This window comes from Alteromonas lipotrueae (genome assembly GCF_019249255.1).
Lineage (GTDB): Bacteria > Pseudomonadota > Gammaproteobacteria > Enterobacterales > Alteromonadaceae > Alteromonas > Alteromonas lipotrueae.
Window position 1 is genome coordinate 103,316 of sequence record NZ_JAESDJ010000002.1, and the last position, 26,059, is coordinate 129,374.

Sequence of the window (26,059 nt, forward strand, 5' to 3'; positions counted from 1 at the left end):
TCATGGGCTAAGAGTCCCCTTATAGGCATAAATATAGCCTAGCCTTGTGGTGTATAAATTTGTTCTGCGCGATTGAACAGCAGCCACGAGGTTAGAATGTACTTGTCGTTGCTTTTAGGTATTTGCCCACGGTGAGTATGGGTAAAATAAGCAGGAGCAATCACCATTCTGCCTGCTTCAGGCTTTACTGCTCTATCTTGATAATAGAACTCAGTTTCCCCGCCATCTTCCACATCATTTAAGTAAAACATAAACAGCAGAACGCGATGCAAAGCTTCATTATGAGGCGCTTGTGGGTAAACTTCAGAGTGCCAATAAGGGTAACCGCCGTTACCCGCAGTATAGCGCTGGGCATTAATATCGCCAATTCGAAAGAGGTAATTAACCAAATTATGAAGGTTAGGTTTGCCCACTTCTTCAAAGTTATCACCCGTTAGTTTAACGGGCTCGCCGGTTTTTGGATGGCGAACTGTCAACCCTATTGGGCCAACCAAGGCGTAATAGTATTTCTCAATGTACTTAACCAACTGCTCGCCTGTTAACTGCATGACCTGCTTAAATAAGTCAGCAAACTCAGGCTGTTGAGATATAGACACATCAACACTACGCTTCTTATCTAAATCGACACCACCGCCCGTTTTCCCTTGGGTAAGGTTTGGGCTTTTTTCAAAGCGCTCAATAAGTTGGGTACACAATTCCGGTGATAAAACATCATCAACAACGTCAATTAAATCAGTCATTAGGTAGCGCCTTAAAGTGTGCTTGTAACGTCGCTTTTATATTGTCAGGAATCGGGGCTGAACGCTGCTGCTGATAATCGAAATGTACCATAGTCGTTACTCCCGTTGAGCACAGGTTACCGTCTTGCCAAAGTTCTTGGTACACATCAAATGCACTGTTACCTAAACGGCTAATATACGTTTTTACGGTAACCGTTTTCCCGTAAAAAATTTGCGCAAGAAAATCGACTTTGTAGCTTGCTAAAATAAGCGGCCAGTTCTGTAAATCCATAGTAGGTGTGAACATTCTGAAGATAGGATCCCGCGCCGCTTCAAACCAGCTGACTAACGCGGTATTACTTACGTGTTGCAGGGCATCGGTCTCACAAAACCGTACTTCGAATGACATTTCCATAGGGAAGGTTTCAGATGGAGTTACAGCTGACATATCGCCTCTTATTTTAATCGTGATGTTTCCTCACTTTATCACGCTAAATCGGGTTTTTCAGTAATCTGGCGCAATCTGGGTATACATTAGAAAACCAAATTAAGATGAAAAGTGATCCCAGCTTAATTTTAAATTACAATCTGCGCCAAATTTCTGATTAAACAATAATTATGACTGCAATTGGGATTGATTACGGTACCTCAAATTCTGAGGTGGTGTACTTTGATGGCGCTACCCATAGACATATAAAACTCGACCCGTCACTTGAGCAAGGCAATAAAATTCGCTCGTCTGTATTTATATACTTTGAGGATGAACTGCCGCCTCCGCCTGATGCCATGGTGGAAGCTAAAGTGTCGCAGTTGCAGCGTTTAATTAACGAGCAAATAGACAAAGCCAAGCAGGGCTATTACGACGCTAAAGATCCCAAAGAGCAGTCGCGCTATAGCAACCGCATTGAATCGCTTCGTGGTGAATACCATAACCGACCTGCGTTGCAACGTAAGGCTATTCAGCAGCTTATGCACGCAATGTCGCTGGAAGAAATTCCATTATTACGCTTAGTAGAGCATGGCAAGTTTGCCTTCGGTGAAGAGGGATTTAAGCGCTTTTTAAAAATGCCTGATAAAGGCCGGCTTATTTACTCACCTAAAAACTTTCTAGGCGCATCCCTTGATGGCGACCAAAAAAAGGCGTTTATTGGCATTATCGCCAAACAGCTAGCCTACTTTAAACAGTGTGCCGAAACCCAATTAGAAAAGCCTGTTTCATCGGTAGTTATAGGTCGCCCGGTTAAGTTTCACGGTACTCGAGGTGAAGTGGGAAATACCCAAGCCATTCAAATTATGACTGAGGCAGCATCGAATGCTGGTTTTAGTAAAATTAACTTTTTGGATGAGCCAATTGCGGCAGCGTATAAAATTGAGCAGACATTACCCCGCGACACTACCGCACTTATTGTTGATATTGGCGGTGGTACTACAGATATCTGTTGTATTAATCTTTCACCAGAACGTAATAACCAATTAGATAGAAAGCAGGACGTGTTATCGGTAACCGGAAGACGGTTAGGTGGTATGGATTGTGATAAGAGTTTGTTGCTGAAAGTGGTTGCGCCTGAAATGGGAATGGGGCTTAAAATGATTAATGGCCTGCCTATTCCCCCTACTTATTATTCAGATATGTGTGCGGTTGATAATATCCCCGCACTTACTCGGTTCTTCTCTGATGATTACGGCCTAGAGATTTCTCAAACCATGTCAGTCACTAAGCACCCAGAACAATTAGAGCGTTTACTGCTAGTGCAAGAAAACAAATTGTCGGCGCGGGTGGTTAACTCGGTGAGAATGGCAAAAGAACTGCTTTCTAGCAAAGACAAGATCACCTTACCGCTACATTACATTGAAGATGATTTTGATGTAAACATTAGTACCGAAGACTTAAAAAGCGCATTAAAGCCGTGGTTAAGTAAGGTAAAAGCGTTAGTGGTGGAATGTTTAGAAAAAAGCAGCGCGGCACCCGAGGTAGTGATGGTTACCGGCGGTATGAGCTTATCACCGATTATTATCGACGCACTGTATGAAGAGCTACTTACCGGGCTACCTCGACTAGAGAATGATGCGTTTAACTCGGTGTGCGAAGGCTTGGCTATTCAGGCATTTAAGTTTTAAAGCGTGGTCAGTTAAGAACCTAAGTATTTAACCGAACTACATAAGAAACTACATAAGGAACTACATAAAAAAACGCGCCGACATGGCGCGTTTTTTTGTTTTGAGACTAAGCCTTTATGCTCGTAAGCTTAGGCTTGTGCTTCAAGCATTGGCTTTAAGAAGCGGCCGGTATGAGACACTGTAGATTCAGCCACCACTTCTGGCGTACCTTCAGCAATAATTTGTCCACCACCTGAGCCACCTTCTGGGCCTAAGTCGATGATCCAGTCGGCAGTTTTGACCACATCAAGGTTGTGCTCAATGACTACCACTGTATTGCCATGGTCACGGAGTCGGTGCAGTACGGCGAGCAACTGTTTAATATCATGGAAATGAAGCCCGGTAGTGGGTTCATCTAAAATATACAGCGTTTGGCCAGTATCACGTTTCGACAGTTCTTTAGCTAACTTAACCCGTTGTGCTTCACCGCCTGATAGCGTTGTGGCTGCTTGTCCTAAACGAATGTAAGCCAAGCCTACATCTTTTAACGTTTGCAGCTTACGCGCTATCGCGGGGATAGGGTCGAAGAACTCTCGAGCATCTTCTACCGTCATTTCTAACACTTCGTGGATACTTTTGTCTTTGTATTTCACTTCTAGGGTTTCACGGTTGTAGCGCTTGCCTTGGCATACATCACAAGGCACGTATACATCGGGTAAGAAGTGCATTTCTACTTTGATAACACCGTCGCCCTGACACGCTTCACAGCGACCGCCCTTCACGTTAAAGCTAAAGCGACCTGGCTTGTAACCGCGAGAGCGTGCTTCCTGCGTTCCGGCGAATATTTCACGAATAGGCGTGAAAATTCCAGCGTAAGTTGCAGGGTTTGAACGCGGTGTTCTGCCAATAGGGCTTTGGTCAATATCGACCACTTTATCGAGCTGATCTAACCCTGTCATTGAGGTATAAGGGGCAGGCTCAGAAGTGGTGGCTTTGTTTAATTCGCAGTGGGCGATTTTATAGAAAGTATCGTTAATAAGGGTCGATTTACCAGAACCAGAAACCCCGGTTACGCAGGTCATCACGCCCATAGGTACTCGCAAGTCTACCGACTTCAAGTTGTTACCTGTGGCGCCTTTTAATTCCAACCATTTATCATCTTTAATGGGTGTGCGAACTTCAGGTATAACTATTTTTTCACGGCCAGATAAGTACTTTCCAGTAAGTGAGTCTTCACTTGCTAGAATGTCTTCAAGCTGACCTTCGGCAATAATCTCTCCGCCATGTACACCGGCTCCAGGGCCAATATCCACGATATAATCGGCTTCACGAATGGCGTCTTCATCATGCTCAACCACCAATACCGTGTTACCTAAATCACGCAAGTGTCGTAGGGTTTTCAATAAGCGTTCGTTGTCTCTTTGGTGAAGCCCAATAGAGGGTTCATCAAGAACATACATTACGCCAACTAGGCCAGCACCAATTTGGCTAGCAAGGCGAATACGCTGTGCTTCACCGCCTGACAAAGTATCGGCGCTGCGTGAAAGGGATAAATAGTTCAAGCCAACGTTAACCAAAAAGCGTAAACGGTCGAGAATTTCTTTTAGAATTTTCTCTGCAATCTGGGCTTTTTGGCCTGTTAGCGATAAATTTTCGAAAAAGTCGTACGCATCGGCAATAGATTTATCAGCAATGGTGGGCAGAGTTGTGCCTTCTATAAACACATTGCGCGCTTCTACGCGCAGGCGTGTGCCATTACAGCTGCTACAGTGCTGTTGGCTTAAGTATTTAGCAAGCTCTTCACGCACAGCATTAGACTCGGTTTCCCTGTAGCGGCGCTCCATGTTCGGAATAATGCCTTCGAACGGATGCTTACGCTCCATCACGTCGCCGCGTTCGTTTATGTATTTAAATGCGAGTGATTTACCTTTAGAGCCATACAACACAATGTCTTTGTGCTTATCGTCTAACTCGCCGAAAGGGCCAGTAAGATCGAATTCGTAATGATCGGCAACCGATTGCAGCATCTGAAAGTAGTAATAACTGCGTTTGTCCCAACCACGAACCGCGCCGCCAGCAAGGCTTAACTCGTCGTTACCCACCACACGCGTTGGGTCGAAAAACTGTCTGGTGCCTAAACCATCGCACGTCGGACATGCACCTGCGGGGTTATTGAACGAGAACAATCTTGGTTCTAATTCGCTAATACTGTAACCACAATGTGGGCAGGCGAAATTAGCCGAAAATATCACTTCTTCAGCACTGCTATCATCCATGTCAGCCACAACCGCATTGCCGCCAGCCAGAGCCAACGCTGTTTCAAACGATTCTGATAAGCGCAATGCTAGATCGTCACGCACTTTAAAGCGGTCTACCACCACTTCGATCGTGTGCTTTTTGTGTAGATCTAGAGGGGGCGGATCGGATAAATCACATACGTCGCCGTCGATGCGCGCGCGAATAAACCCTTGGGCAGACAAGTTTTGCAGGGTTTTTAAATGTTCACCTTTGCGTTCTTTCACGATAGGGGCAAGTAGCATTAACTTGCTACCTTCTGGCATTGCCAGCACCTTATCTACCATCTGGCTCACGGTTTGCGCATCAAGCGGCACATCGTGGTCAGGGCATCGTGGTGTGCCAACACGGGCAAACATCAAACGAAGGTAATCGTAAATCTCGGTAATAGTACCCACGGTTGAACGCGGGTTATGCGACGTTGACTTTTGCTCAATGGATATAGCCGGTGACAAACCCTCTATATGATCAACATCAGGTTTTTCCATCATAGATAAAAACTGACGGGCATACGCTGACAACGACTCAACGTAACGACGTTGACCTTCTGCGTATAGGGTATCGAATGCTAAAGACGATTTACCTGAGCCTGAAAGCCCAGTTATCACTACCAGCTTGTCTCGGGGCAGTGTTAAATCGATATTTTTCAAATTGTGGGTGCGAGCACCGCGTATCTCGATTTTATCCATTGAAGCCTAAGTGCGAAAAAAAGAATCAGTATGCCATAGTCGTCAAGCAAATTGATATTGCATTGCATGATCAAGTTATACTGATTGGCTATCAATGAGATCACCTTAAGATTACATTAATCGATTATTGCGAACGTGGGCAGCTTATCAATATATGCTACACTTCGCGCCCACACTATCTGTCAGACTGATTTAGAGGAACGGTACAGCTTTGAACGCTTTGGAATTGCGCGCCTCGCTAGCGCTTGCATCTGTTTATGTACTTCGCATGCTGGGCTTATTTATGGTGATGCCGGTGTTAGCCGTCGCTGCTATGGATTATTCAGACTACTCGCCTTTCATGGTGGGGTTAGCGGTGGGTGGATACGGTTTAACGCAAGCTGCTTTGCAAATTCCAATGGGTATGATGTCTGACAAATGGGGTCGCAAGCCAGTAATTTTAGCCGGATTGGCTGTATTTGCGTTCGGTAGTTTCGTGGCGGCCAACGCTGATACCATGGCCTGGCTTATCGTTGGTCGCATATTACAAGGAGCAGGTGCTATCGCCGGTGCCATTATGGCATTAGCCACCGACGTTAGCCGTGAAAGCCAAAGAGCAAAAGTACTGGCTGTCATCGGCATTGCTATTGGTTTTTCCTTTTATTTGGCTGTGCTGTTAGGGCCATTAATTGCGAACAATTGGGGGTTGGCTGGTATTTTTGCTATCACCGGTGTGTTAGCCATTGTTTGTATGCCTTTGGTTCAATGGATTGTGCCTAATGGCGAAATACTCAGTAGCGGCGATACGCTACCGCAAAAGGGTCAACTAAAACGCTTGGTGTTCTCTTCACAGCTTTGGCGCTTAAACGTTAGCGTGCTTATTTTGCACATGCTTATCACTTTGCTTTTCGTACAACTGCCCTTAACGTTACTTCATTTTGATATGGCTCTTGATAGTCACTGGACGGTGTACTTACCGGTATTAGGTATTTCGGTGGTGGGTTTGGTGATTATGATGGGGATGGCCCGAGGCCGAACGCCTAAGTCTTATTTGCTCTTTGCCGCTGTACTTATGGGGGCTGCTTTTGCAGCGCTTAGCATGAAAGACCACAGCTGGTGGGTAACCACAGCTGCTATCGTGCTCTTTTTTACCGGATTTAATTACCTAGAAGCTAACTTTCCCGCCCTGGTATCGAGTATTGCGCCAGCGGGGCAAAAAGGTACGGCCATGGGTATTTATGCAAGCTTCCAATTCTTTGGTGCCTTTTTAGGCGGCATGTTATCTGGCGTTGTGACCAATTTCTGGTCGCCTGAAGTGGCGTATCTGGTTGGCGCAATAAGCACGGTACTTTGGCTCTATGTAATTTGGGGGCTAAAGGAAGTGAGTCGCGTTAAGCGTGTCATGATGAATGGTAGCTTCGACGCTTATCAGCAAGACGCGTTAGAGAAAAATATTTCTTTGGTTCCAGGCGTTTTAGAGGTGACTTTAAACAGTCAAAATGGCACGGTATATTTAAAAGTGAATCGAGACTTCGACGCTACCCAAGCTAGAGCGGTAATTGATAGCGCTTAGTAGTAAACATATTGGGCTTTAATTGGCTGAAAAAACGAACGTAAGGAGTGCGACCGTGATAGATTTATCGTCTTTTAAAGGCATCATTTTTGATATGGATGGCACCCTAGTCGATTCAATGGGCAGACATATCAATGCGTGGCAAGTGACTTGTGAAGTGTTTGGCTACCCATTTGATGCTGATTACATTCACAGTTTAGGTGGCGTACCCACGCTCGAAACCGTCGAAATGTTGAACGCACGATACAATAAACAAAATGATACAGCAGAAGTGGCAGGCTTTAAAAAGCGCGCTTCAGAAAAGTTGCCCGATATTCCTAAATTAATTCCAGATACCCTCGCCGTATTTAACCATTACATTAAAAGTCATCCAATTTCTGTGGGCACCGGCTCTGACAGACAACATGCTGAGTGGTTATTAAGTCATCATAATATTATCGATCAATTGAAAGCATTGGTAACTGCAGATGACGTTACTAATGGTAAGCCACACCCAGAAACCTTTCTAATGGCAGCCGAGGTTATGAATGTTGCGCCTGAAGATTGTGTTGTATTTGAGGATACTGAAATGGGTCAGCGGGCAGCATTAGATGCAGGAATGGTATGTGTTATGGTAAAAGACGGTAAGATAGTAAATTCATTGGTTTAAGCGAATACCTAGTCTACAAGGATTGTGATATGACATTTTCGAAAATATTCACTGTGGCTGTTATGTCATTAGGCTTGGCCGCCTGCGCGATTAATGTAACCCCAAGCGCTTTTTTTCATCAAGACAACCAAATAAAACCACTGACTACCACAAAGCTACATGCTGCCATTGAGCAAGACCAAACTTCGGCCGGTATTACTCGCGTAGAGATTGATAATGGGCAAGGCCTCACGTTAAGAGGCGTTGCGGTGTCTTACGCCGATCCCGTTGTTAATATTGTTTTTTACGCCGATAACCGTATGCCGGTGAGTGAAAACAACAGTGTGCTGCATCGCTTAGGCAAGATTCCAGCGAATATTCTTTGGATGGATTATCAAGGTGTGGGTGCCAGTGAGAAATCTGAAAAGCTTAGCATTAACGCTATTAAAGCCGACGCATTGACCGTATTCGATTACGCTGAAGGTATTTTCGATAAGTCGCTGCCCACTATTGTGCATGGTCGAGGCGTAGGCAGTTATTTTGCGAGTTACGTGGCAGCGAACAAACCTATCGGTGGGCTAGTGCTCGATGGGGCGTTTAACGATATATCCGATCTTATCGCGAACATGGTACCTGGGTTTTCTAACTCTTTGACCAGCATGAAACTTCACCCTGAAGTGCACTTAATGCAAATAGCGCCTATTTTGAGACACTACGAAGGCCCATTGTGGCTATTAGTGGGTGAGAAAGACGTTATCACCCCATTTGAAATCAGCAAGCAATTGTTAGCTACTGCCGCTAGTGATGCAAAGTACATTAGTGTTGTACCAGGTGCTACGCATAACGCTACGCTAAAACACGACTTTGCAATAGAAGAATACCAAAGGTTCATCAGCCATATAAGCCCGTAGAATCAAGGTTTATCGCACTTTCAAGCCTGTGGATAAAGTGTGGATCAAGTTGTTGGTAACTCCCTAAGCTTATAAATTTAAAATAAGATCATGATCTGACTAGACTAACTGGTCAGATCACGTTAGCTCAATTAAATCAAGGGCTGTAGCAAGTTTATTTTAGATCGGCTGATAAGTAGATCTTTAACGGTATAAGGATCGCTAGTGGCGGTGCATTGGGGATAAAAGTTTTCGTTAACTGATCAAGCTCGGTAAGTTGTCAAGATCTATCATTCATGAAATTTTCTAACACATAACAACTTACCCTCATAATTTTCATCTATTGATGAAGGTAAGTTCAACGCCATGTATTAGAGTAAGAAAATAGTACGCTAGACCCGTACCACCGAATCACGCTTAACGACTGTAGGGGTGTATTTAAAGGTAAGACCTTCTTCGGGTTTTGCCCCTGCAGCATATTTCAGCGCTAGCTCTGCGGCTTTAGCAGCCATCATTTCTATTGGATAACGCAAGGTTGTCAATTTAGGTCGGCAATATTTAGCTAATAGCACATCATCATAGCCCATCACCGACACTTGCTCGGGGACTGCAATGCCATGGTCTTGTAACATGGTCATTGCACCAGACGCCATCGCATCATTATAGGCAAGCACCGCAGTAAATTCAGCGCCAGTAGCGAGTAAGTTCTGCATGGCTAATTCACCACCTTCTTGATCTGGGGTCGCATACTCAATCATGCTTTCAGGTAAGGTAAGCTTGGCTGCTTCGACAGCGGTTACGATGCCTTCTAACCTGTGATTAGGGTCATCAATGCGGTATTGACTACTTATTACCGCCAAACTTTTATGTCCTTGGTTGATCGCGTGTTCAGCCATCAGGCGTCCACCAGTTACGTTATCTAACCAAACGCAACGATTAGCAATTTCAGGGATATAGCGGTTGATTAGTACAAAGCCCGGTACTTGCTTAGCAAAGTCGATAAGGCTTTTATCATCCAATGCTTTGCTGTGAACCACCATGGCTTCAACGCGGTGTTCCAGCAAAATTTCGATAGCCCGAAGTTCGGTTTCTTTTTCTATAGAGCCCGCACTTAATAGAATTTGAACGTTATTCTTACGAGTAACGGTTTCTACACCATGGGCAAGCATAGCGAAAAAAGGGTCGTGAAGTTCAGCCAACACTACGCCTAACGACGCACTGCGCTTAGTCACCAAAGCTCTGGCATTCGCATTGGGTCTATAACCCATTTCTTCCATGATGAGTTTTACCCGTTGACGAGTATCTTTGCCAACTTTAGGGCCGTTATTTATAACGCGAGAAACGGTAGCAAGCGATACACCTGCAGCCTGAGCAATGTCTTTAATCGTAGCCATACAGAAAAATTAGCAATTATTATTAGGTTATAGAAGTGAAGACACGCAGTTTAGATTGGCCGGTAAGCACTTTTGCTACTCAATTTCGCCAAATTGGCTGCAACTATCCTCTGTTATGGCGTACAGCGTACAGTATATTTACAAAAAAACATAAAAATGTTGTGCGAAATAGCACTATAAACGGAGTAAGAAAACGTATACCCTCCTTGCTGTTGAGGTCGTGCCAGCCTGTAAATTAAAAAATGGTAATCTTCATTTCTTGCAAAAAAGGTTAATGCATTGTTATGAAAGTTGAAGCGTCTGATTTTGGTGTCGTTGATGGTGAGAAAGTCACCCTTTATATGTTAAGTAATTCACAAGGTATGCAGGCAAAAATTTTGAATTATGGCGGCATAATTCACGAATTAAATGTGCCAGATGACCAAGGTAAGCTTCATGCTTGCGTGCAGTCATATTCAACCATAGATGGCTATGTAGACGATCCCAGTTATAGAAATGCAATTGTAGGGCGTTTTGCTAACCGCATTGGGCATGGAAAGTTCACGTTGGAAGGCACTGAGTATCATCTCGATAAAAATGGAGGTGAACACAACTTGCACGGCGGTATTCCAGGATTCCACAAAAAAATGTGGGAAGCTAAGGCAGAAACGCATGCAGACAGTGTTTCGTTATCTTTAAGCTTGCGTAGCCCCGATGGCGAGGGAGGTTTTCCTGGCAACGTAAACGTTGAGGCTGTTTATACCCTAAATGATTCTAATACGTTATCGCTTTCATTAAACGCTACCACCGACAAAGCGACCCCTTTCAGCCTCACCCAGCATGCTTATTTTACGCTAAGTAAAGATAAAACAGTGGGAAGCACCTTTGTGCAAATAGACGCAAAGAAGGTTACCGATGCAGACAATACCCTGTTGCCAACAGGCAAACTTGTAGAAGTAGCAGATACGCCGTTCGACTTTAGTGCACTAACGCGGGTGAACGAAAACAGCGCGAAATCACATGATTTGTATAATTTAGTGGGTGGATACGATCATAACTTCGTACTAAATGAAGCGGTTGCTGGAAAACCTCAGGCTCAAGTTTTTGCTGAAGATACACACCTGCAAATGGATTTATACACCGACTTGCCGGGTATTCAGTTTTACACTGGAAGTTTAGAAACTGATAGTCAGCTTGGCGCATTATGCTTAGAGCCTCAGCACTTCCCTGACGCACCAAATAAGCCACAGTTTCCTGATTGCATCATTTATCCGGAAAAACCCTTTAACGCTGAAATTCGGTATCAATTTAAACTGAATTAAACGAAAAATAGTACATGTGAATTGTTAATTTATTTAACAATACATTATCTTTATTCGATAATTGATAATCGGTTGCCCTTACTATATCATTGAGGGTAAACGTTTAACCTATTGGTTTAATTACACCCCCTCCACGCAAGGTATTTTTAGTGAAGGTGTGGCGAAATTGCAACAAAAGCCAAGTAAATAGTGAGAGAAATTATGGGCAAGCCCTTCGACCCAACTGACGATCCACATCGCCGTTACAACCCATTACTAGGCGAATGGGTTCTAGTGTCGCCACATCGCGCTAAGCGCCCTTGGCAGGGACAATCTGAAGAGCCTTCAAACGAGCAAAAGCCCTCATACGATCCCACTTGCTATTTATGCCCAGGAAATACGCGGGTAAACGGTGAAGTGAACCCAAACTACACGGGCACATTTGTTTTTGAAAATGATTTTGCCGCATTGAAAAAAGACACAGAACAAGCCAGTGAAAAAAGTGGGTTGTTCCAATTTGAAACCGAGCAAGGTTGCAGCCGTGTTATCTGCTTCTCTCCCGATCACAGCAAAACGTTGCCAGAACTTACCGACGATGAACGTGCCGATGTGGTGAATTGTTGGAAAGCACAAACCGAAGAACTGGGCAAAGCATTTACCTGGGTTCAAGTGTTTGAAAATAAGGGCTCTGCAATGGGATGTTCAAACCCGCATCCTCACGGTCAAGTATGGGCGCAGCAGCATTTACCTTCAGACCCGGCTAAAAAGCTGATTCAACTAGGTCAATACTATGCAGAAAACCAACGCCCTATGTTGCTCGATTACGCCGAACAAGAAGTGGAAAAGCAAGAGCGGGTGGTTTGTCAAAACGATGACTGGGTTGTCGTTGTACCGTACTGGGCTGCTTGGCCTTTTGAAACCCTATTGCTTCCCCGTTTCAATGTGCAATCTCTACACAACATAACCGATGCGCAATCTTACTCGTTGGCGCAAATTATTGGTGATATCACCAGCCGCTACGACAACTTATTTGAAACGTCATTTCCTTATTCAATGGGCTGGCATAGTGCGCCATTCGATAACCAAACGCACCCAGAATGGACTGTACACGCCCATTTCTTCCCGCCACTTTTACGCTCAGCAAGTGTACGTAAATTTATGGTTGGCTACGAAATGATGGCTGAAGCTCAGCGTGATCTTACGCCAGAGCAAGCTGCAGACCGATTAAAAGCACTGCCTGTAGTGCATTATAAGAAACGCGAGAATACCCATGGATAACCAGTTACTGTCATCAGAATTTATACGTTGTTTCGGTACTGAGCCTACGCTCATCGCCCACGCCCCGGGGCGAGTGAACCTAATCGGTGAGCATACCGACTACAACGAAGGATTTGTGTTTCCAGCTGCCATTAACTTTGGTACTTGGGTAGCTGCGTCCAAACGTGATGACAACGATATCGTTGTGACAGCGCTTGATTATGAAAATCAGCAAAACCAGTTTTCACTTGCTGACATTCAGTATGACGATAATCAAGGCTGGGCGAACTATGTACGTGGCGTGATTAAAGTCCTTAAAGATGCCTTACCTGATTTCGCTGGTGCCAATCTTGTCGTTACTGGCAACGTGCCACAAGGCGCAGGCTTAAGTTCATCTGCGTCTTTTGAAATTGCCATTTTGAAAGCGCTTAGCGCACTATATGAATTACCGCTAGACGGTGTTCAAGCGGCCTTACTTGGTCAGAAAGCTGAAAACACCTTTGTGGGCTGTTCGTGCGGCATTATGGATCAATTGGTATCGGCAATGGGGCACGAAGGAAGTGCAATGTTGCTTGATTGCCAATCACTGGCGATTGAACATTCTCCGCTTCCGTCGTCACATCAAATCGTCATTATTAACTCAAATGTAAAACGCGGTTTGGTAGACAGCGAATACAATTTGCGTCGTGAACAGTGTGAGCAAGGCGCGTCGTTATTAAGCGTTCCTTCGTTACGTGAAGCGACTATTGAAATGCTGGAAACCGCTAAGCCTCATATGCCTGAAGTGGTTTATCGCCGAGCTCGTCATATTATTACCGAAAATGCTCGTACATTAAGTGCAAGTGAAGCGTTGAAGGTAGGTGATATCACTACGGTGAGTGAGGCGATGGCAGAGTCGCATGTTTCTATGCGCGACGACTTTGAAATTACTGTACCGCCCATTGACTACCTTGTTGAAATTATTGGTGAAGTATTAGGTGAAACCGGTGGCGTTCGCATGACTGGCGGTGGTTTTGGCGGCTGCGTTGTGGCGTTAGTTCAAACCGATTCTGTCGATGCGGTTAAGCAAGTGGTTGCTGATAAGTACTTTTATGAGACTGGCTACACAGCCGATATATATGTATGCACTGCCACTCAAGGTGCATTTGCTTAAACATTATATGTAATACACAAGATTCCCGTTAATAATTGATTGTGCCCCTTGCGTTGTTTTGAATTTCAAAACAACGCTTTTTTTTGCCTTAAATTTACAATTCTTGTTCATCTAAGTTAATGAAATGTGATATTAATGATGCGCTTTTTGGCAAAGTCATAAAGAAAGTCATGGTGTGGACTTTAACTTTTACAAAAATAATAAAACCAATAGCCTTCATCGACCCTGCATCGAGAAAATTCGCACCGCAAAACTAAAATAATCGTTGGGAAAAACTATGAAATTAGCATCGTTAGATATCACAGTGTTTGTGATCTATGTGGTGGCGCTTATCGGCATCGCATGGTGGGTATCAAGGGAAAAGCAGGGGCACGAAAAAGATACGAACGACTACTTCTTAGCAGGCTCTAGCTTGCCGTGGTGGGCAATAGGGGCCTCGCTAATTGCAGCAAATATATCGGCAGAGCAGATCATTGGTATGTCAGGCTCTGGCTATCAGCTAGGTTTAGCTATTGCCTCTTATGAGTGGATGGCAGCCATCACACTTATTATTGTAGGAAAATACTTTTTACCTATTTTCTTAAAGCACAAAATATATACCATGCCGCAGTTCTTAGAGCAGCGTTACGACCATCGAGTGCGTAAAGTCATGGCAGTATTTTGGTTAGGGGTTTACGTATTTGTAAACTTAACCGCAGTCTTGTGGTTAGGCGCTTTAGCCATTAACACCATTGCTGGTGTGGACATGGTTTATGGCATGATATTCCTAGGTGCTTTCTCGCTGGCTTATTCATTATACGGCGGGCTAAAAGCTGTGGCACTTACCGACATTATTCAAGTGGTATTGTTAATATTCGGCGGCCTGTTTTTGTCTTACACCGCGCTTAATTTAATCAGTGGCGGTAATGGCCCCATTCAAGGTTTTATCGACCTTAGCAACCAGCTACCTGAAAAATTCGATATGATTTTATCGAAAGATAATCCGCATTATATGGACTTGCCGGGCATTTCCGTACTCATTGGTGGTATGTGGATAATGAACCTCTCATATTGGGGCTTTAACCAATACATTATTCAGCGCACATTGGCGGCGAAAAGCCTACAAGAAGCCCAAAAAGGGATTGCGTTTGCTGCATTCCTTAAACTGTTAATGCCATTGATTGTGGTGTTACCAGGCATTGCGGCAGTGCTATTAGTGCCAGAACTTTCAAAGCCTGACCAAGCCTACCCATCACTAATGAGCATGATGCCAGTAGGGTTGAAAGGGGTTATTTTTGCCGCGTTAGTAGCAGCTATTGTGTCGTCGTTAGCCTCGATGACCAACAGTGTATCGACCATTTTCACTATGGATTTATATAAAGATAAACGTCCTAATGAAAGCCAACATCACTATGTGAAAGTAGGGCGTATAGTGAGCTTTGTATCACTTATTATTGCCATGGTTACGGCAAAACCGCTACTGGGGAATTTCGACCAAGCCTTTCAATATATCCAAGAGTTTACTGGCTTCTTTACGCCAGGTATTTGCGCCTTGTTTGTATTGGGCATGTTCTGGAAGAAGACCACTGCAACCGGTGGACTGTGTGCGGCACTAGGTTCGTTTGTACTTAGTATTGTATTCCGTCAATTCTGGCCTGAACTGCCATTTATTGACCGTGTTGGAATTGTGTTCTTACTTTGTGTTTCTGTGGCTATTATCGTGTCGCTTGCAGAGAAAAAAGGTGTACATGAAAATGCGGTAGATTTAGACGAGGTCGAATTCGCTACAACGAAAGGGTTCAATATTGCCGCTTTCGCCGTGGTGTGTTTGCTTATCGCCTTCTATGGGGCTTGGTGGTAAAAATAATTGGTGGAAAAGAGTAATGGTATAGGCGCTTATTCTAGTAAGCGCCTAAGAAAACCATGCGAAAGTTCAGCCGACAAGCGATGAAAATTTTGATAGCGTTCAAATTTGAAAGCGCGCGGGAGAGAAAAAACTTAATTTCTCCCGTTCAAAATAAGATATACTAACCGGCTAATATCGATGAAACTTTCGCACTTGTTGTTGTCACAAAGTGATAGAGCAGCAAGGCACTAAATACGTTACAGGAGACACCAATGGCAACGAAAGGCGTTAACAAGGTCATACTTGTGGGAAATCTAGGTAATGATCCTGAAGTACGATACATGCCTAACGGTAACGCCGTTGCGAACCTAAGCTTGGCTACCAGCGAAAGCTGGAAAGATCCGCAAGGCCAAATGCAGGAACGCACTGAGTGGCACCGCCTTACTATGTACCGTCGCTTAGCAGAAATTGCCGGAGAATATCTGAAAAAGGGTTCTCAAATTTACGTTGAAGGTAAATTGCAAACGCGTAAGTGGCAAGATCAGTCAGGCCAAGACCGTTACACTACAGAAATCATTGTAGACCAAATGCAAATGCTTGGTGGTCGCGGTGGTGAAGGTGGCGGTGGTAATGCGGGTGGCGGTTATCAACGCCCTCAGAATAACCAGCAAGGTGGATACCAGCAACAAGGTGGTCAAAGCCAAGGTGGTTATCAGCAGCAAGGCGGCCAAAATCAAGGTGGTCAAAACCAAGGCGGTTACCAACAACAAGCGCCTAATCAAGGCGGTGGTCAGTCACAGCCTAAGCAGCCTCCAATGGCAGAGCCAGACTTTGATTTTGATGATGATATTCCGTTTTAAATTCTGATAAAGCTTTTTTGTAAATCAAAAATAGATACTAAGCCCTTATTTTAAGGGCTTTTTTTTGTTCTAAATTAATCGATTAGTAGCTAATTAGCTCGTTTTGAAGCGCGATATTTATCAGACAAATTTAAAGGGGCACTGATATAAGAAATCTCTTATCGACAATTAACGCAAGATACGGCAGCATAACTTAAAAAATAAACAGTTGAACGCACGCGTTTGGTTGGAATTTGTATCAACAAGGAAGAAAGGGATGGCAGTATATATCCGAGTGTTCGTTATCTTTTTGAGTTTCTTATCGATAACTAACGCAAGTGCAGAAACGACGAGTATAGGTCCCGATGCCGAGACCTTATTAGCACTCAAAACAGAGGCTACAGAATATGCAGACAGCGGGGCGGTAATACTCAGTCGCAGAACCGAAATTACGGTCGACGAGCAACGTTTAGAGTCCACCAAATATTACCGTGCTATCTATATTGCAAGCGAAGAGGCGGTATCCGACTATTCAAAATTAGTTAACTCGTTCAATGCTTATTATCACACTAGCAGTATCGATTTTGCTCGGGTAATTGCTGCCGACGGTCAAATTTTCAATATGCAAGATGATGCTATCTCTGAAGTGTCAGCTAATAATGACGATTACCTTGATGATATGAAGCGTATTGAGTTCGCTGTACCTCAGTTAAAAGTCGGTAATATTATCGAGTACCAAATTGACGAGAAGCAGACGAAAGCGATTATAGATGGTGAATGGTTCACCGGCATTCGCTTTAATCACGTAAAATTTTTACCGCAAAAAAACTGGGTGAGAATCGATCCTATTCTGTCCTCGTTAACCACACTCACTATTCCAAACACCGTTGATTTATATATCGAAAATCGAAACACAGATTTGTCTCCGCTTGTGACAAAAAGTGGAAGCACAACGCAGTACGAGTGGAAAATGGATAAGCTAGAAGGCATAGAAATTGAGTCTGGCATGCCGCCTATCGATGAAACCTTACCTCTCGTTTACGTCTCTACGATGAACAATTGGAAAACAGTAGATGATTGGTACTGGGACTTATTCAAGCCAAGCTTGATGCCAGCAGATAATGTTACCGCGTTAGCGAATGAACTGTTTAGTGATCAGGACACCCAGACCGATAAAGTAAAAGCGGTGTTTGATTACATGCAAAAAAATGTTCGTTATATAGGTGCGCATGTTAACCGTGGGGGCTATCAGCCTCATACTGCGCAAGAAGTGCTGCAGAACGCCTATGGTGACTGTAAAGACCAAACAACTCTTATTGTGGCGCTACTCAACGAAGCCGGTATAAAAGCGTCACCAGCACTAGTAAATACCTACAATGGAAGTGTTGTATTTGACGATTTACCAGCACTTAACTTTAACCATATGATCACTTACGTTACCACGGATGAAGGTAGTTATTGGCTAGATACCAGTGGCCAAACGGGCACTTTCCCAGGGTTAAGTGCCATGCTTGGGGGCAAACGTACATTTGTGGTAACGGGCAGCGCGGGTGAGCTAGTAGAAGTTCCCCATGTTCAACCTGAAGAGAATGTGGCAAAAGTGGGGGTTGATTATTCGCTGAATGATTCTGCATTAGGCGCATCAGTAAAGATGAGTTTTGACGGTCAGGTAGAAACGAACCTTCGTAATTATTATCAATTTTCGCCAGAAAAGCGCGCTGTAGTAGAGCAACTTCTGTCGCCATTTGTTCACGATAATCGAGTAACGTCGTTTACCGCAACGGATCCCGCAGACTCGGCTACACCTTTTGAAATAGAGGGAAAGTTTGTAGATTTACTCTCTATTACTGAAGATATTTCTCGTTTTCATTACAGCATGAACTATGCGCAAATTTTGAAAGTCTTTACCGGTTTTTCCATTATGGAACCTGTATCTGAGCGCGACCAAGACCTTTATATACAAATACCCATTACGGTAGAACTTTCTATTACCTATCCAGCTCCATGGCCGGATGCTGAGCTAGTGCAAAATGGCCCTGCCAGCAATTATCAAAACCAATTTTTTGAAATAACACATACTGCGCAGCCTAGTGATAACGAAGTAATAAGTACCTCAAAATTCGTACTGTATGCGCAAACCATACCGGTTGAAGAATACGCAGCCTTTTTTAATGCTATTGATGCCTTTCAAAAAGGCAGCGAGAGTATGTTCGTATACGACAAGGTCATGGCAACATCACCGCAAAGCCACGCAACGTTATCTATAGAAGAGCAAATAGCGCACTCGCGCGCCCTGCTTGATAGTGGACACTTTGACGAGGCGTTAGAATACGTAAGCGAACTTGCTAATAGCAATAAAGACAATGGAGAAGTGCAGTATTTATTGGGTATTGTGCATGGTTTCAATGGTAAAGACGCTCTGTCTGAAGCGGCGTTTGAGCGTGCTGAGTCTCTTGGCTACCAGTATTAGTACATAAAGGATTATTAGATGATGTTTTACCGAATTGTACTACTTGCTAGCGTGATATTACTGAGCGGCTGCGAATCTACTTCAACCCAGAATGCAGATGCCTCGCCTGAACTCGTCGGTTTAGAGCAGCAGGTTGAGCGTTACCCAAATGATTCTCAGGCATTGCGTAATTTGATTGAGTACCAGTTAAAAGCGTTTGACCGAGAGCCAGATTATGACTTATTGAATAAGCTGCAAAGTAATTTGCAACAAGGCATAAAACAAGCGCCTAACGATCGCTATTTTGCTTTTCACTATTATCGATTGAATTTGCAATTGGCATTTGTAGAGCAAGAGTACGACGAACAAAAGTGGCAAGCGTTTTATACACAGCACCCGTTTTTAAGTACATTAGACATTGCGCCGCCGGTGTATGTTTCATACTTACTCGAGCAACCCCAAGATGAAAAAATGTTAGCGGCGTTAAAGCAAACGGTTCGTGACAATCCATTTTTTATGAATGGGGCTTTAGAGTTAGCTTATTATTATTATGATCAGGAACAGCTCGAATTAGCCATTTACATTGTTGAGGCGGCGCGAAAGCGAGATGATAGTAATCCTGATGCAAAGTCGGACTGGGTGCTTTATCAAACGGAATACGCACTTAATAATATGTGTGATACGGGCACTTATAAACCATTAGACGATATCATTACCGAAAGCCGTCTTTTGACGCAGTCTTTTCCTAATGATCCATTTCATTTTAATTTACTCGCGGAATTATTCCGTATCAGCAATAAAACCACGTTGGCCGTCTATACCGCACAAAAAGCGGCTAAATTAGATCCTAGCTATCAGAGTTATTTAAATGAAATGTATTTATGGGATACCAAAATCGATAAAGTCATCGACTATGAGATAACTGATGTTGATAGCAAAGCAGAGATTTTACTTACCCAAATTTACGCAAATATTGCGGCGGGGAATTGGGATAAAGTAGGTAATCTTGCTAGTCGTTATAGTCAAGCTGATGAGGCTCGAATCTATGGGGTACTTTATGGTGCGTATGGCTATAGAATGCAGGGTAATAGCCAAGAAAGTCGTGAGTTATTAAACTTTGCCTCTGAGCAACTTGAATTGGACGATTGGCAAAAAGGGATGCTTAACTTTGCCAAAGGCAGTATTGATGAAACGCAATTGATGGCACTGGCGAGTGATCGCTGCGAACAGTCTGAAGCTTTATTCATTGCAGCCTTAAATCACATAGAAAACGACAACGCTGAACTTGCAGACACCTACTGGCAGCGTATTTACGACCTTGATATACGAACGTTTTTTGAATTTGCAGTAGCAAAAAATAAAATCAAAGCAGCAAGTAAATAATAGTACTCGACTTGAACCAAAGTAAGGGGGCACCCGCAAGGTATCCCCAATATCATTAAAGAAACGGTTAAGAACCATTTAGGTGATTGTTTAAACCGTAGAGATATATTTTTCAATTAATCTATCAAACGAGCTTTTTTGCAGGGGCTTAATAATGTAACCCTTTGCCCCTTTTTGCATCGCTTTAGTCACTGTAGCTTTATGCTTATCCCCTGATAGCATGATAATAGGAGTATCGGCGTTTAGGCTTTGCTGAGAGCCCGCTTGGCCTACAATGTAGATGCCGTTAGTGTCTGGTAAATTCACATCCATCAGCACAAGGTCGTACTTTTTGGTGGATAAAGAAGCGAAGGCTTGCCTGCCTGTAGAAACGGCATCGCAATGCATCTTATATTTATCAATCAACCGCTTGGTTAGCTGAAGGCTAATAATGTCATCCTCAACCACGAGGATAGATGGCACATCGTTCTTTTTTTCCAGTATTTTTTCGGGGTCGATATCTTGGTTATATAGTCTGTTAAAGGCGTAGCCTTTGTCTTTTTCTGCGGTGCTTGTGCTTGCTTCAGTACTCGCATCTGTTGTTGCTTCTTCAGCACCAGTATTTGACGTTAATTCTGCCGTTTTTAAATCGAGGGTTTTTTCTAATAAGCTAATCGCCCTCGCTTGAAGTTTTATTAACTCTGGGCGAATTTGGTCTGCCTTCATTTTAGATAAGGTTTCTTGTAACTTGGCAATATCAAGATCTACGGATTGCTCCATTTCTACCCGTGTTACTGCTCGTTCTAATGCGTTTTCAATTTCTACAATAGAGCTTTCGAACTCCGACTGTAATTGGTTTTTGTAGTCTAGACCTTGTTTTAACGCATGTTTTATTTTGTCATCAAAATGGTCGATTTTGCTGAAATAGGTTTGTTGAGCAAGCATTTCTCTGTCTTGAACATGCACTCCTAGTTCGCTAAATAAATGTTCGCAAATTAATATAATGCGATGTAATTCATACACAGGTCTGGCGACCATGTAGTCGTCTATAATTCCTGCCGCATGCGCTTCATAGGCTTCTTTCTCATACTGACGAGGAATTAAACTAACAATTTTATGGTTACATAAGCGATATGTCTTCAACGCCTCAAGGGTTCGGTAATAGGTAAAAAGGCTTTTCTCCAATGAGTCGCCTGTAAGCAGAATGACTTTGGGTTTAGCATCAGTAAGAAGCTTGCATAAATCTTTCAGCGAATGGCAAGTTGCGTAATCGTCAAAGTGCGCTTTTACCATCTCGATAATGATTTCATCACTTTGAGGATCTGTAATATAGAGAACTATTTGAGCTTCACTTGAGTGAGTCATGATTTTCCAAATATTTCCTTAAATGGGCTAGAAGCTCTTCAATACCCTCTTTCATTGCTTCCCAATCTGCCACTCTGGGCGCGTCTATTGAATCGCTGTTAGCTGCATTTTCAACAATTTCGCATTTCTGGCTTAAACGATAGGCACCAACTGTCCTCGTACTACTTTTCAATTTATGGGCAAATTTTGCCAAGCCTTTCCAATCCTTCGCTTTGGCTAAACGGCACATTTTGGGGAAATCGCGTGTTAGATTACTTTGATACGAGTCTAAATAGTCATACTCCTCAACGGCGCTTATATCCCCTGTCATTTCGATGAGGGCTGAAATATCGAAAACGCTTGTGGGATCAATACTGCTACTCACTTCACTACTGTCATAGAAAAAGTCATCATCAAATATACATTCATGTAAACCAGCTTCGTCTGTAATAGCTGTAGATGTTGCCAACTGTCCCTTTTGTTCTAATTCACTGTCTAGGCGACGTGTTAAGTCTGCTAATGTTTGTAATGTGAGTGGCTTCATTAAAATGCGATCTACCCCAACGTCATTACAAAGCGTTTGGCATTGTTTTGAGTTATCGGCAGTCAGAATTAACATAATCGCGGGTGGTCTTTGCTCACTTTCCTCTATATCTCGCAAAATCCCGATAAGCTCCCCACCTGTAATAACAGGCATTTGATAATCACTAATTACTACGTTAAATGTCTGCTGCTCAAAGAAAATAATGGCCTCTTCTGCTGACATCGCAAAGAAAGCCTTAATATTCAGAGTGTCAAATTGCTTTTTAAGTACATAGATATTATCGATATTATCTTCCACCACTAAGATACGCAGACGGTCGGAAATATTGTCAGGCTGTAAGTGCCTAACGCTAGATGATGCAGGCGGCGAAGTAGATGAAATTAGGTTGATTAGTTCACCCAATTTAAGTGGCACTAGATGGATTTGGTTAATGTTAACAGGGTCATATTGGTTTATATTGTCTACCAGAAGCGCAGTTTGGCCCAATGGCAGATTGGAGATGTTGTCTTGTAAAGACAATTCAGAGTCGAGCAAAGCAAACTCGTGTACCTTGGTAGCATCAAGCAAATAGATATGGTTTGATTGTGCTTGCTCTGGCAAGGTGTTTATTAATTGGGTTTTAAAAAGTAGTCGTTGTTCGTATCGTTTAAGGTCATAAAAAAAAGTGGCGTTGTTGGTTACAAACGTATAATTATCTAAATGTGCTGGTACCGATTCTATTTCCGGCGCTGAACAGGCTTCTAACGGTAATTGCACTACAAACGTTGAGCCTTTCCCTAACTCACTCTCAACGTAGATATGGCCGCCCATCAACTGAACAACTTTTTGACAAATACTCAACCCCAATCCTGTGCCACCGAAGGTTTTATGAATTTCTTCATTCGCTTGGGTGAAACGGTCAAAAATAGTGTGTATTTTAGCGGCCTCAATACCAATACCATTATCGATAACGTGGAAATGAATGTAATTCGTTAATTCATCTTTCAACACTTCCAAACGTAGTGTGGCATTCAACGTTCGATTAAATTTAAGCCCATTGCTTAACAAGTTTGTGAGAACTTGCATGAGGCGCAATTCGTCGACTTTAATCAGGCTCGGAATAATCGGGTCGATAAATAACGTAAGTTCAACATTTTGTTGTTTCGCTTGCCCATATAAGTGACCGATCAATTCCTCACATAGTGTCCTCAAGTTAATTTCTGATGGCGAAAGTTGAACCATGTTGGCATCAAACTTGGTGAAGTCTAATACATCATTGATGAGGTTCAGGAGAGAGTTTGCACTTTTCGATAATCTTCCTAAAAGCTCATTCCCTTTAAGATCTTTTTGATGCTCACATAAATCTAGCAAACCAATAATACCGTTTAATGGTGTGCGAACCTCGTGACTCATTGCCGCCATAAAATTACTTTTTGCATTGCTAAGAACATGCGCTTCGTTAAATGCGCTTTCAAGCTGCTCATTAAGGCCTTTAATCTGAGATTCATTAATGATGAGACCTACCCGCCCGTCTGTGAAGGTTAAATTGTCGCGATATTCATAAAATTGCCCGTCAGGAGAGGTGAACGATAAAGATAGCTCCTGTTTACTGCTAAATTTGCGCCTCAAAAATCGATAGGTTAATGCCTGAAGACGTTTGTCCCGTTGCGCGAAGTAGACGCTGAAATCTTTAAGAATGGTATCTAGTGGCACACCGTTTAAACTTTTATTCGTACTAAAAGGAAATATCTTTTGGAATTGTTCATTAACAAGGTCGATTTTTCCTTCGCTAAAAATTATAGCCGCATCGGGGATCTGATCGATGGCCGTTACAAGGTTATAGTATCTCTTAGCTAGCGCCGAAGGCTTCGACCGAGCAATTTTAACCAGTGTTCTTCCATGCTCCATTGGCATGGCAGTACACAGTTTTTCTTCCCCTTCAATGACACAAAAAGCGAGTTCTTGCTCGCGGTTTAATAAAGGCATTATTGCGTCCATAATAATCGGCAAGTTAGAAGACAGAACCTTGCTGTCCTTTAATTTATTATTTGAAGCAAGAATGTCAAAGTCGTTATTTACCACAAGCACGGGATGGTAAAACAGATTAATCAGGCTCTGAGTCTTTTTAAGGTCTTTATTAATTTCAATATCTTTAATAGTCATGAAAAGGTGGTCTATTATTAAAATAACGCCAATCAGGCGTGATAAAAGCCATGATTAAAAAATTGTTAAATAAGAAATCACCAACTAATTCTGAGCTCAATTTTTAGCGAATTCAGTTTGGCTCATAACAATTTTACTGTAGATGACAATAGCGATAATTGCGAAATTAGTGGTTAGAAAACGTTATGAAGAATGGAAAGTGAACTTACTAATACATAGCTATCGTCAGTGGTTAATGCGTTTTTGACGCGACCTGATTAGAGCGTATTTCTAAGGGCTGGCGTTTCAGCGGTAGCCTATAAGACTTATGGAGTAGCTAACAGTGAAGGATGTGTTAACTGCAAGGCAGCTTGTGTTCAATGAAGACCACGAAGTATTTGCTTGCGAATTTTTGTGCTTGGGCGAAGCAGATTCCGACATACTCTCTCACCCGCAGGTGGGGCTACTACAAGAGGGAATGACCAGCGAGTTATTAGCAAGTGTATGCGAGAGTATTGCGAAAAGCGATAGGCACCTAAATGTGCCTATATTCATCAATATCGATCAGGATTTTCTAAGTGAAACCGACAGCCTTTTACCGGTAAAACCAAACATTATTCTCGAGATGCTCGCCACAGTAGAACCCACAGATTATAATCTCAAACGAATTCGACAATTGAGGCGTAGAGGTTTCAACTTTGCGCTGAGTGAATACGCATTCGACCCTTCTAAATCGATGTTCTTTAAATACATCAAAGTGATTAAAGTTGATGTGTTAAATGTGACTCAAGCACAGCTTAGAAAAAGCATCCCAATATTAAAAAAATCAAAGTGTTTAATATTGGCAGAACATGTGGACAACCAAGCGGTATATGAAAATTGTAAAGCATTAGGGTTCGATCTTTTTCAGGGAGATTTCCTTGAAAACCCGTTTATTATTGATGGTAAGAAAATAAGCGCAAAGCAACATAGTGCTTTAAACCTAGTCTCTGAACTCAGCAGAAGTGATATTGAAGTTGATAGCGTCGCAGATATGATTTCTCTTGATCCTGTCCTGACAACGAAGATTTTACTTTTAATAAACTGTCCTCTTTATCAACTTGTTCGTGATGTTAACAGCGTTAGAGAAGCTGTGGTGATATTGGGGCTGAATGTCGTCAAGCAATGGGCAATCATCATGTCTTTGATGTCTGTCTCAACGAGCCCTACCGAATTATTTCGAACATTATTAACAAGAGCGAAAACCCTTGAACGTATTGCGCTGCATAAACAGAATGAGCAAGATGCGATTAACCCATCAGAATGCTTTTTAGTGGGCTTACTTTCAGGCGCAGATGCAATTTTTGAAGTTGGAATAGAAACACTTGTTAGTAACCTGAAGCTGGAAGCGCGTTTAAAACAAGCTTTATTAACCCGTGATAATGCTCTTGGTTTACTGCTCACTAATGTGATGGGCATAGAGCGCTTCGATAGCCAAACTTTCGAGGGCTTATCGAATGAGGAGATCTGCCTTTATGGCCGTTGTCATCAAGATGCAGCGCTATGGGCAGACAATGTCATGAACAACTTATGAGTAGACTTGAGAGCCCCTGCTGATAGCAAAGAAACGGCGTGTAAGTAA

18 protein-coding genes are annotated in these 26,059 nt (G+C 43.0%); 12 read left to right on the forward strand and 6 right to left on the reverse strand.

All coding sequences use genetic code 11. From position 1 onward, the window contains the following. Window positions 1-38: 38 nt before the first annotated feature. Together KYS23_RS03925 and KYS23_RS03930 are read right to left on the reverse strand one after the other, a co-directional pair. Window positions 39-740 (reverse strand): 2OG-Fe(II) oxygenase, encoded by a 702-nt coding sequence (locus KYS23_RS03925; protein ID WP_159528010.1) that lies wholly within the window; start codon window positions 738-740, stop codon window positions 39-41. Further along, entirely contained in the window at window positions 733-1,167 is a 435-nt protein-coding gene (locus KYS23_RS03930) for an acyl-CoA thioesterase (RefSeq protein WP_218395814.1), read from the reverse strand. The genes KYS23_RS03925 and KYS23_RS03930 overlap by 8 nt, the downstream gene beginning before the upstream one ends. 170 nt (window positions 1,168-1,337) lie before the next feature. On the opposite strand from KYS23_RS03930, the gene KYS23_RS03935 reads away from it, so the two are divergent. After that, complete coding sequence (locus tag KYS23_RS03935; RefSeq protein WP_013785903.1) at window positions 1,338-2,837, forward strand: Hsp70 family protein; 1,500 nt, start codon at window positions 1,338-1,340, stop codon at window positions 2,835-2,837. A gap of 128 nt (window positions 2,838-2,965) precedes the next feature. Here the strand turns inward: KYS23_RS03935 and uvrA are convergent, their stop codons facing one another. Further along, window positions 2,966-5,800: an excinuclease ABC subunit UvrA gene (gene uvrA / locus KYS23_RS03940; RefSeq protein WP_218418078.1), complete on the reverse strand. Its 2,835-nt coding sequence runs from the start codon at window positions 5,798-5,800 to the stop codon at window positions 2,966-2,968. 211 nt (window positions 5,801-6,011) lie between these two features. On the opposite strand from uvrA, the gene KYS23_RS03945 reads away from it, so the two are divergent. From KYS23_RS03945 to KYS23_RS03955, 3 genes are read left to right on the forward strand one after another with little or no spacing between them, the layout of a single operon-like run. Beyond that, on the forward strand, window positions 6,012-7,352 hold the full coding sequence (locus KYS23_RS03945) for an MFS transporter (protein ID WP_159528013.1): 1,341 nt from the start codon (window positions 6,012-6,014) through the stop codon (window positions 7,350-7,352). 55 nt (window positions 7,353-7,407) lie between these two features. After that, window positions 7,408-8,001: an HAD family hydrolase gene (locus KYS23_RS03950; protein ID WP_218418079.1), complete on the forward strand. Its 594-nt coding sequence runs from the start codon at window positions 7,408-7,410 to the stop codon at window positions 7,999-8,001. A 29-nt stretch (window positions 8,002-8,030) separates the two neighbouring features. Further along, window positions 8,031-8,891: an alpha/beta hydrolase family protein gene (locus tag KYS23_RS03955; RefSeq protein WP_218418080.1), complete on the forward strand. Its 861-nt coding sequence runs from the start codon at window positions 8,031-8,033 to the stop codon at window positions 8,889-8,891. A 371-nt stretch (window positions 8,892-9,262) separates the two neighbouring features. Here KYS23_RS03955 and KYS23_RS03960 read toward each other — a convergent pair whose 3' ends face one another. Next, window positions 9,263-10,264: a LacI family DNA-binding transcriptional regulator gene (locus KYS23_RS03960; protein ID WP_159528016.1), complete on the reverse strand. Its 1,002-nt coding sequence runs from the start codon at window positions 10,262-10,264 to the stop codon at window positions 9,263-9,265. A gap of 284 nt (window positions 10,265-10,548) precedes the next feature. Here KYS23_RS03960 and KYS23_RS03965 point away from each other — a divergent pair, with 284 nt between their 5' ends. The 7 genes from KYS23_RS03965 to KYS23_RS03995 all read left to right on the forward strand — a co-directional run bounded on the left by KYS23_RS03965 (window position 10,549) and on the right by KYS23_RS03995 (window position 20,450). Then, window positions 10,549-11,565, forward strand: coding sequence for an aldose epimerase family protein (locus KYS23_RS03965; protein WP_218395802.1), 1,017 nt, complete (start codon window positions 10,549-10,551; stop codon window positions 11,563-11,565). 201 nt (window positions 11,566-11,766) lie between these two features. Beyond that, window positions 11,767-12,822, forward strand: coding sequence for a UDP-glucose--hexose-1-phosphate uridylyltransferase (locus KYS23_RS03970; protein WP_159528018.1), 1,056 nt, complete (start codon window positions 11,767-11,769; stop codon window positions 12,820-12,822). Continuing rightward, window positions 12,815-13,954 (forward strand): galactokinase, encoded by a 1,140-nt coding sequence (gene galK, locus KYS23_RS03975; RefSeq protein WP_218418081.1) that lies wholly within the window; start codon window positions 12,815-12,817, stop codon window positions 13,952-13,954. The genes KYS23_RS03970 and galK overlap by 8 nt, the downstream gene beginning before the upstream one ends. A 277-nt stretch (window positions 13,955-14,231) precedes the next feature. Then, entirely contained in the window at window positions 14,232-15,794 is a 1,563-nt protein-coding gene (locus tag KYS23_RS03980) for a sodium/sugar symporter (protein ID WP_159528020.1), read from the forward strand. Between the two features lie 257 nt (window positions 15,795-16,051). Beyond that, entirely contained in the window at window positions 16,052-16,639 is a 588-nt protein-coding gene (locus tag KYS23_RS03985; RefSeq protein ID WP_159528021.1) for a single-stranded DNA-binding protein, read from the forward strand. A 256-nt stretch (window positions 16,640-16,895) separates the two neighbouring features. Then, a complete protein-coding gene (locus tag KYS23_RS03990) occupies window positions 16,896-19,088 on the forward strand; it encodes a transglutaminase family protein (RefSeq protein ID WP_218418082.1) in 2,193 nt (730 codons plus the stop codon). 18 nt (window positions 19,089-19,106) lie between these two features. Continuing rightward, window positions 19,107-20,450 (forward strand): tetratricopeptide repeat protein, encoded by a 1,344-nt coding sequence (locus tag KYS23_RS03995; RefSeq protein WP_218395796.1) that lies wholly within the window; start codon window positions 19,107-19,109, stop codon window positions 20,448-20,450. Window positions 20,451-20,540: 90 nt separating this feature from the next. On the opposite strand, the gene KYS23_RS04000 is transcribed toward KYS23_RS03995, so the two are convergent. Continuing rightward, a complete protein-coding gene (locus tag KYS23_RS04000; RefSeq protein ID WP_159528024.1) occupies window positions 20,541-21,794 on the reverse strand; it encodes a response regulator in 1,254 nt (417 codons plus the stop codon). Further along, complete coding sequence (locus tag KYS23_RS04005) at window positions 21,778-24,459, reverse strand: ATP-binding protein (protein WP_218418083.1); 2,682 nt, start codon at window positions 24,457-24,459, stop codon at window positions 21,778-21,780. The genes KYS23_RS04000 and KYS23_RS04005 overlap by 17 nt, the downstream gene beginning before the upstream one ends. A gap of 322 nt (window positions 24,460-24,781) precedes the next feature. Here KYS23_RS04005 and KYS23_RS04010 point away from each other — a divergent pair, with 322 nt between their 5' ends. Then, entirely contained in the window at window positions 24,782-26,011 is a 1,230-nt protein-coding gene (locus tag KYS23_RS04010; RefSeq protein ID WP_159528026.1) for an EAL and HDOD domain-containing protein, read from the forward strand. Window positions 26,012-26,059 lie beyond the last annotated feature (48 nt).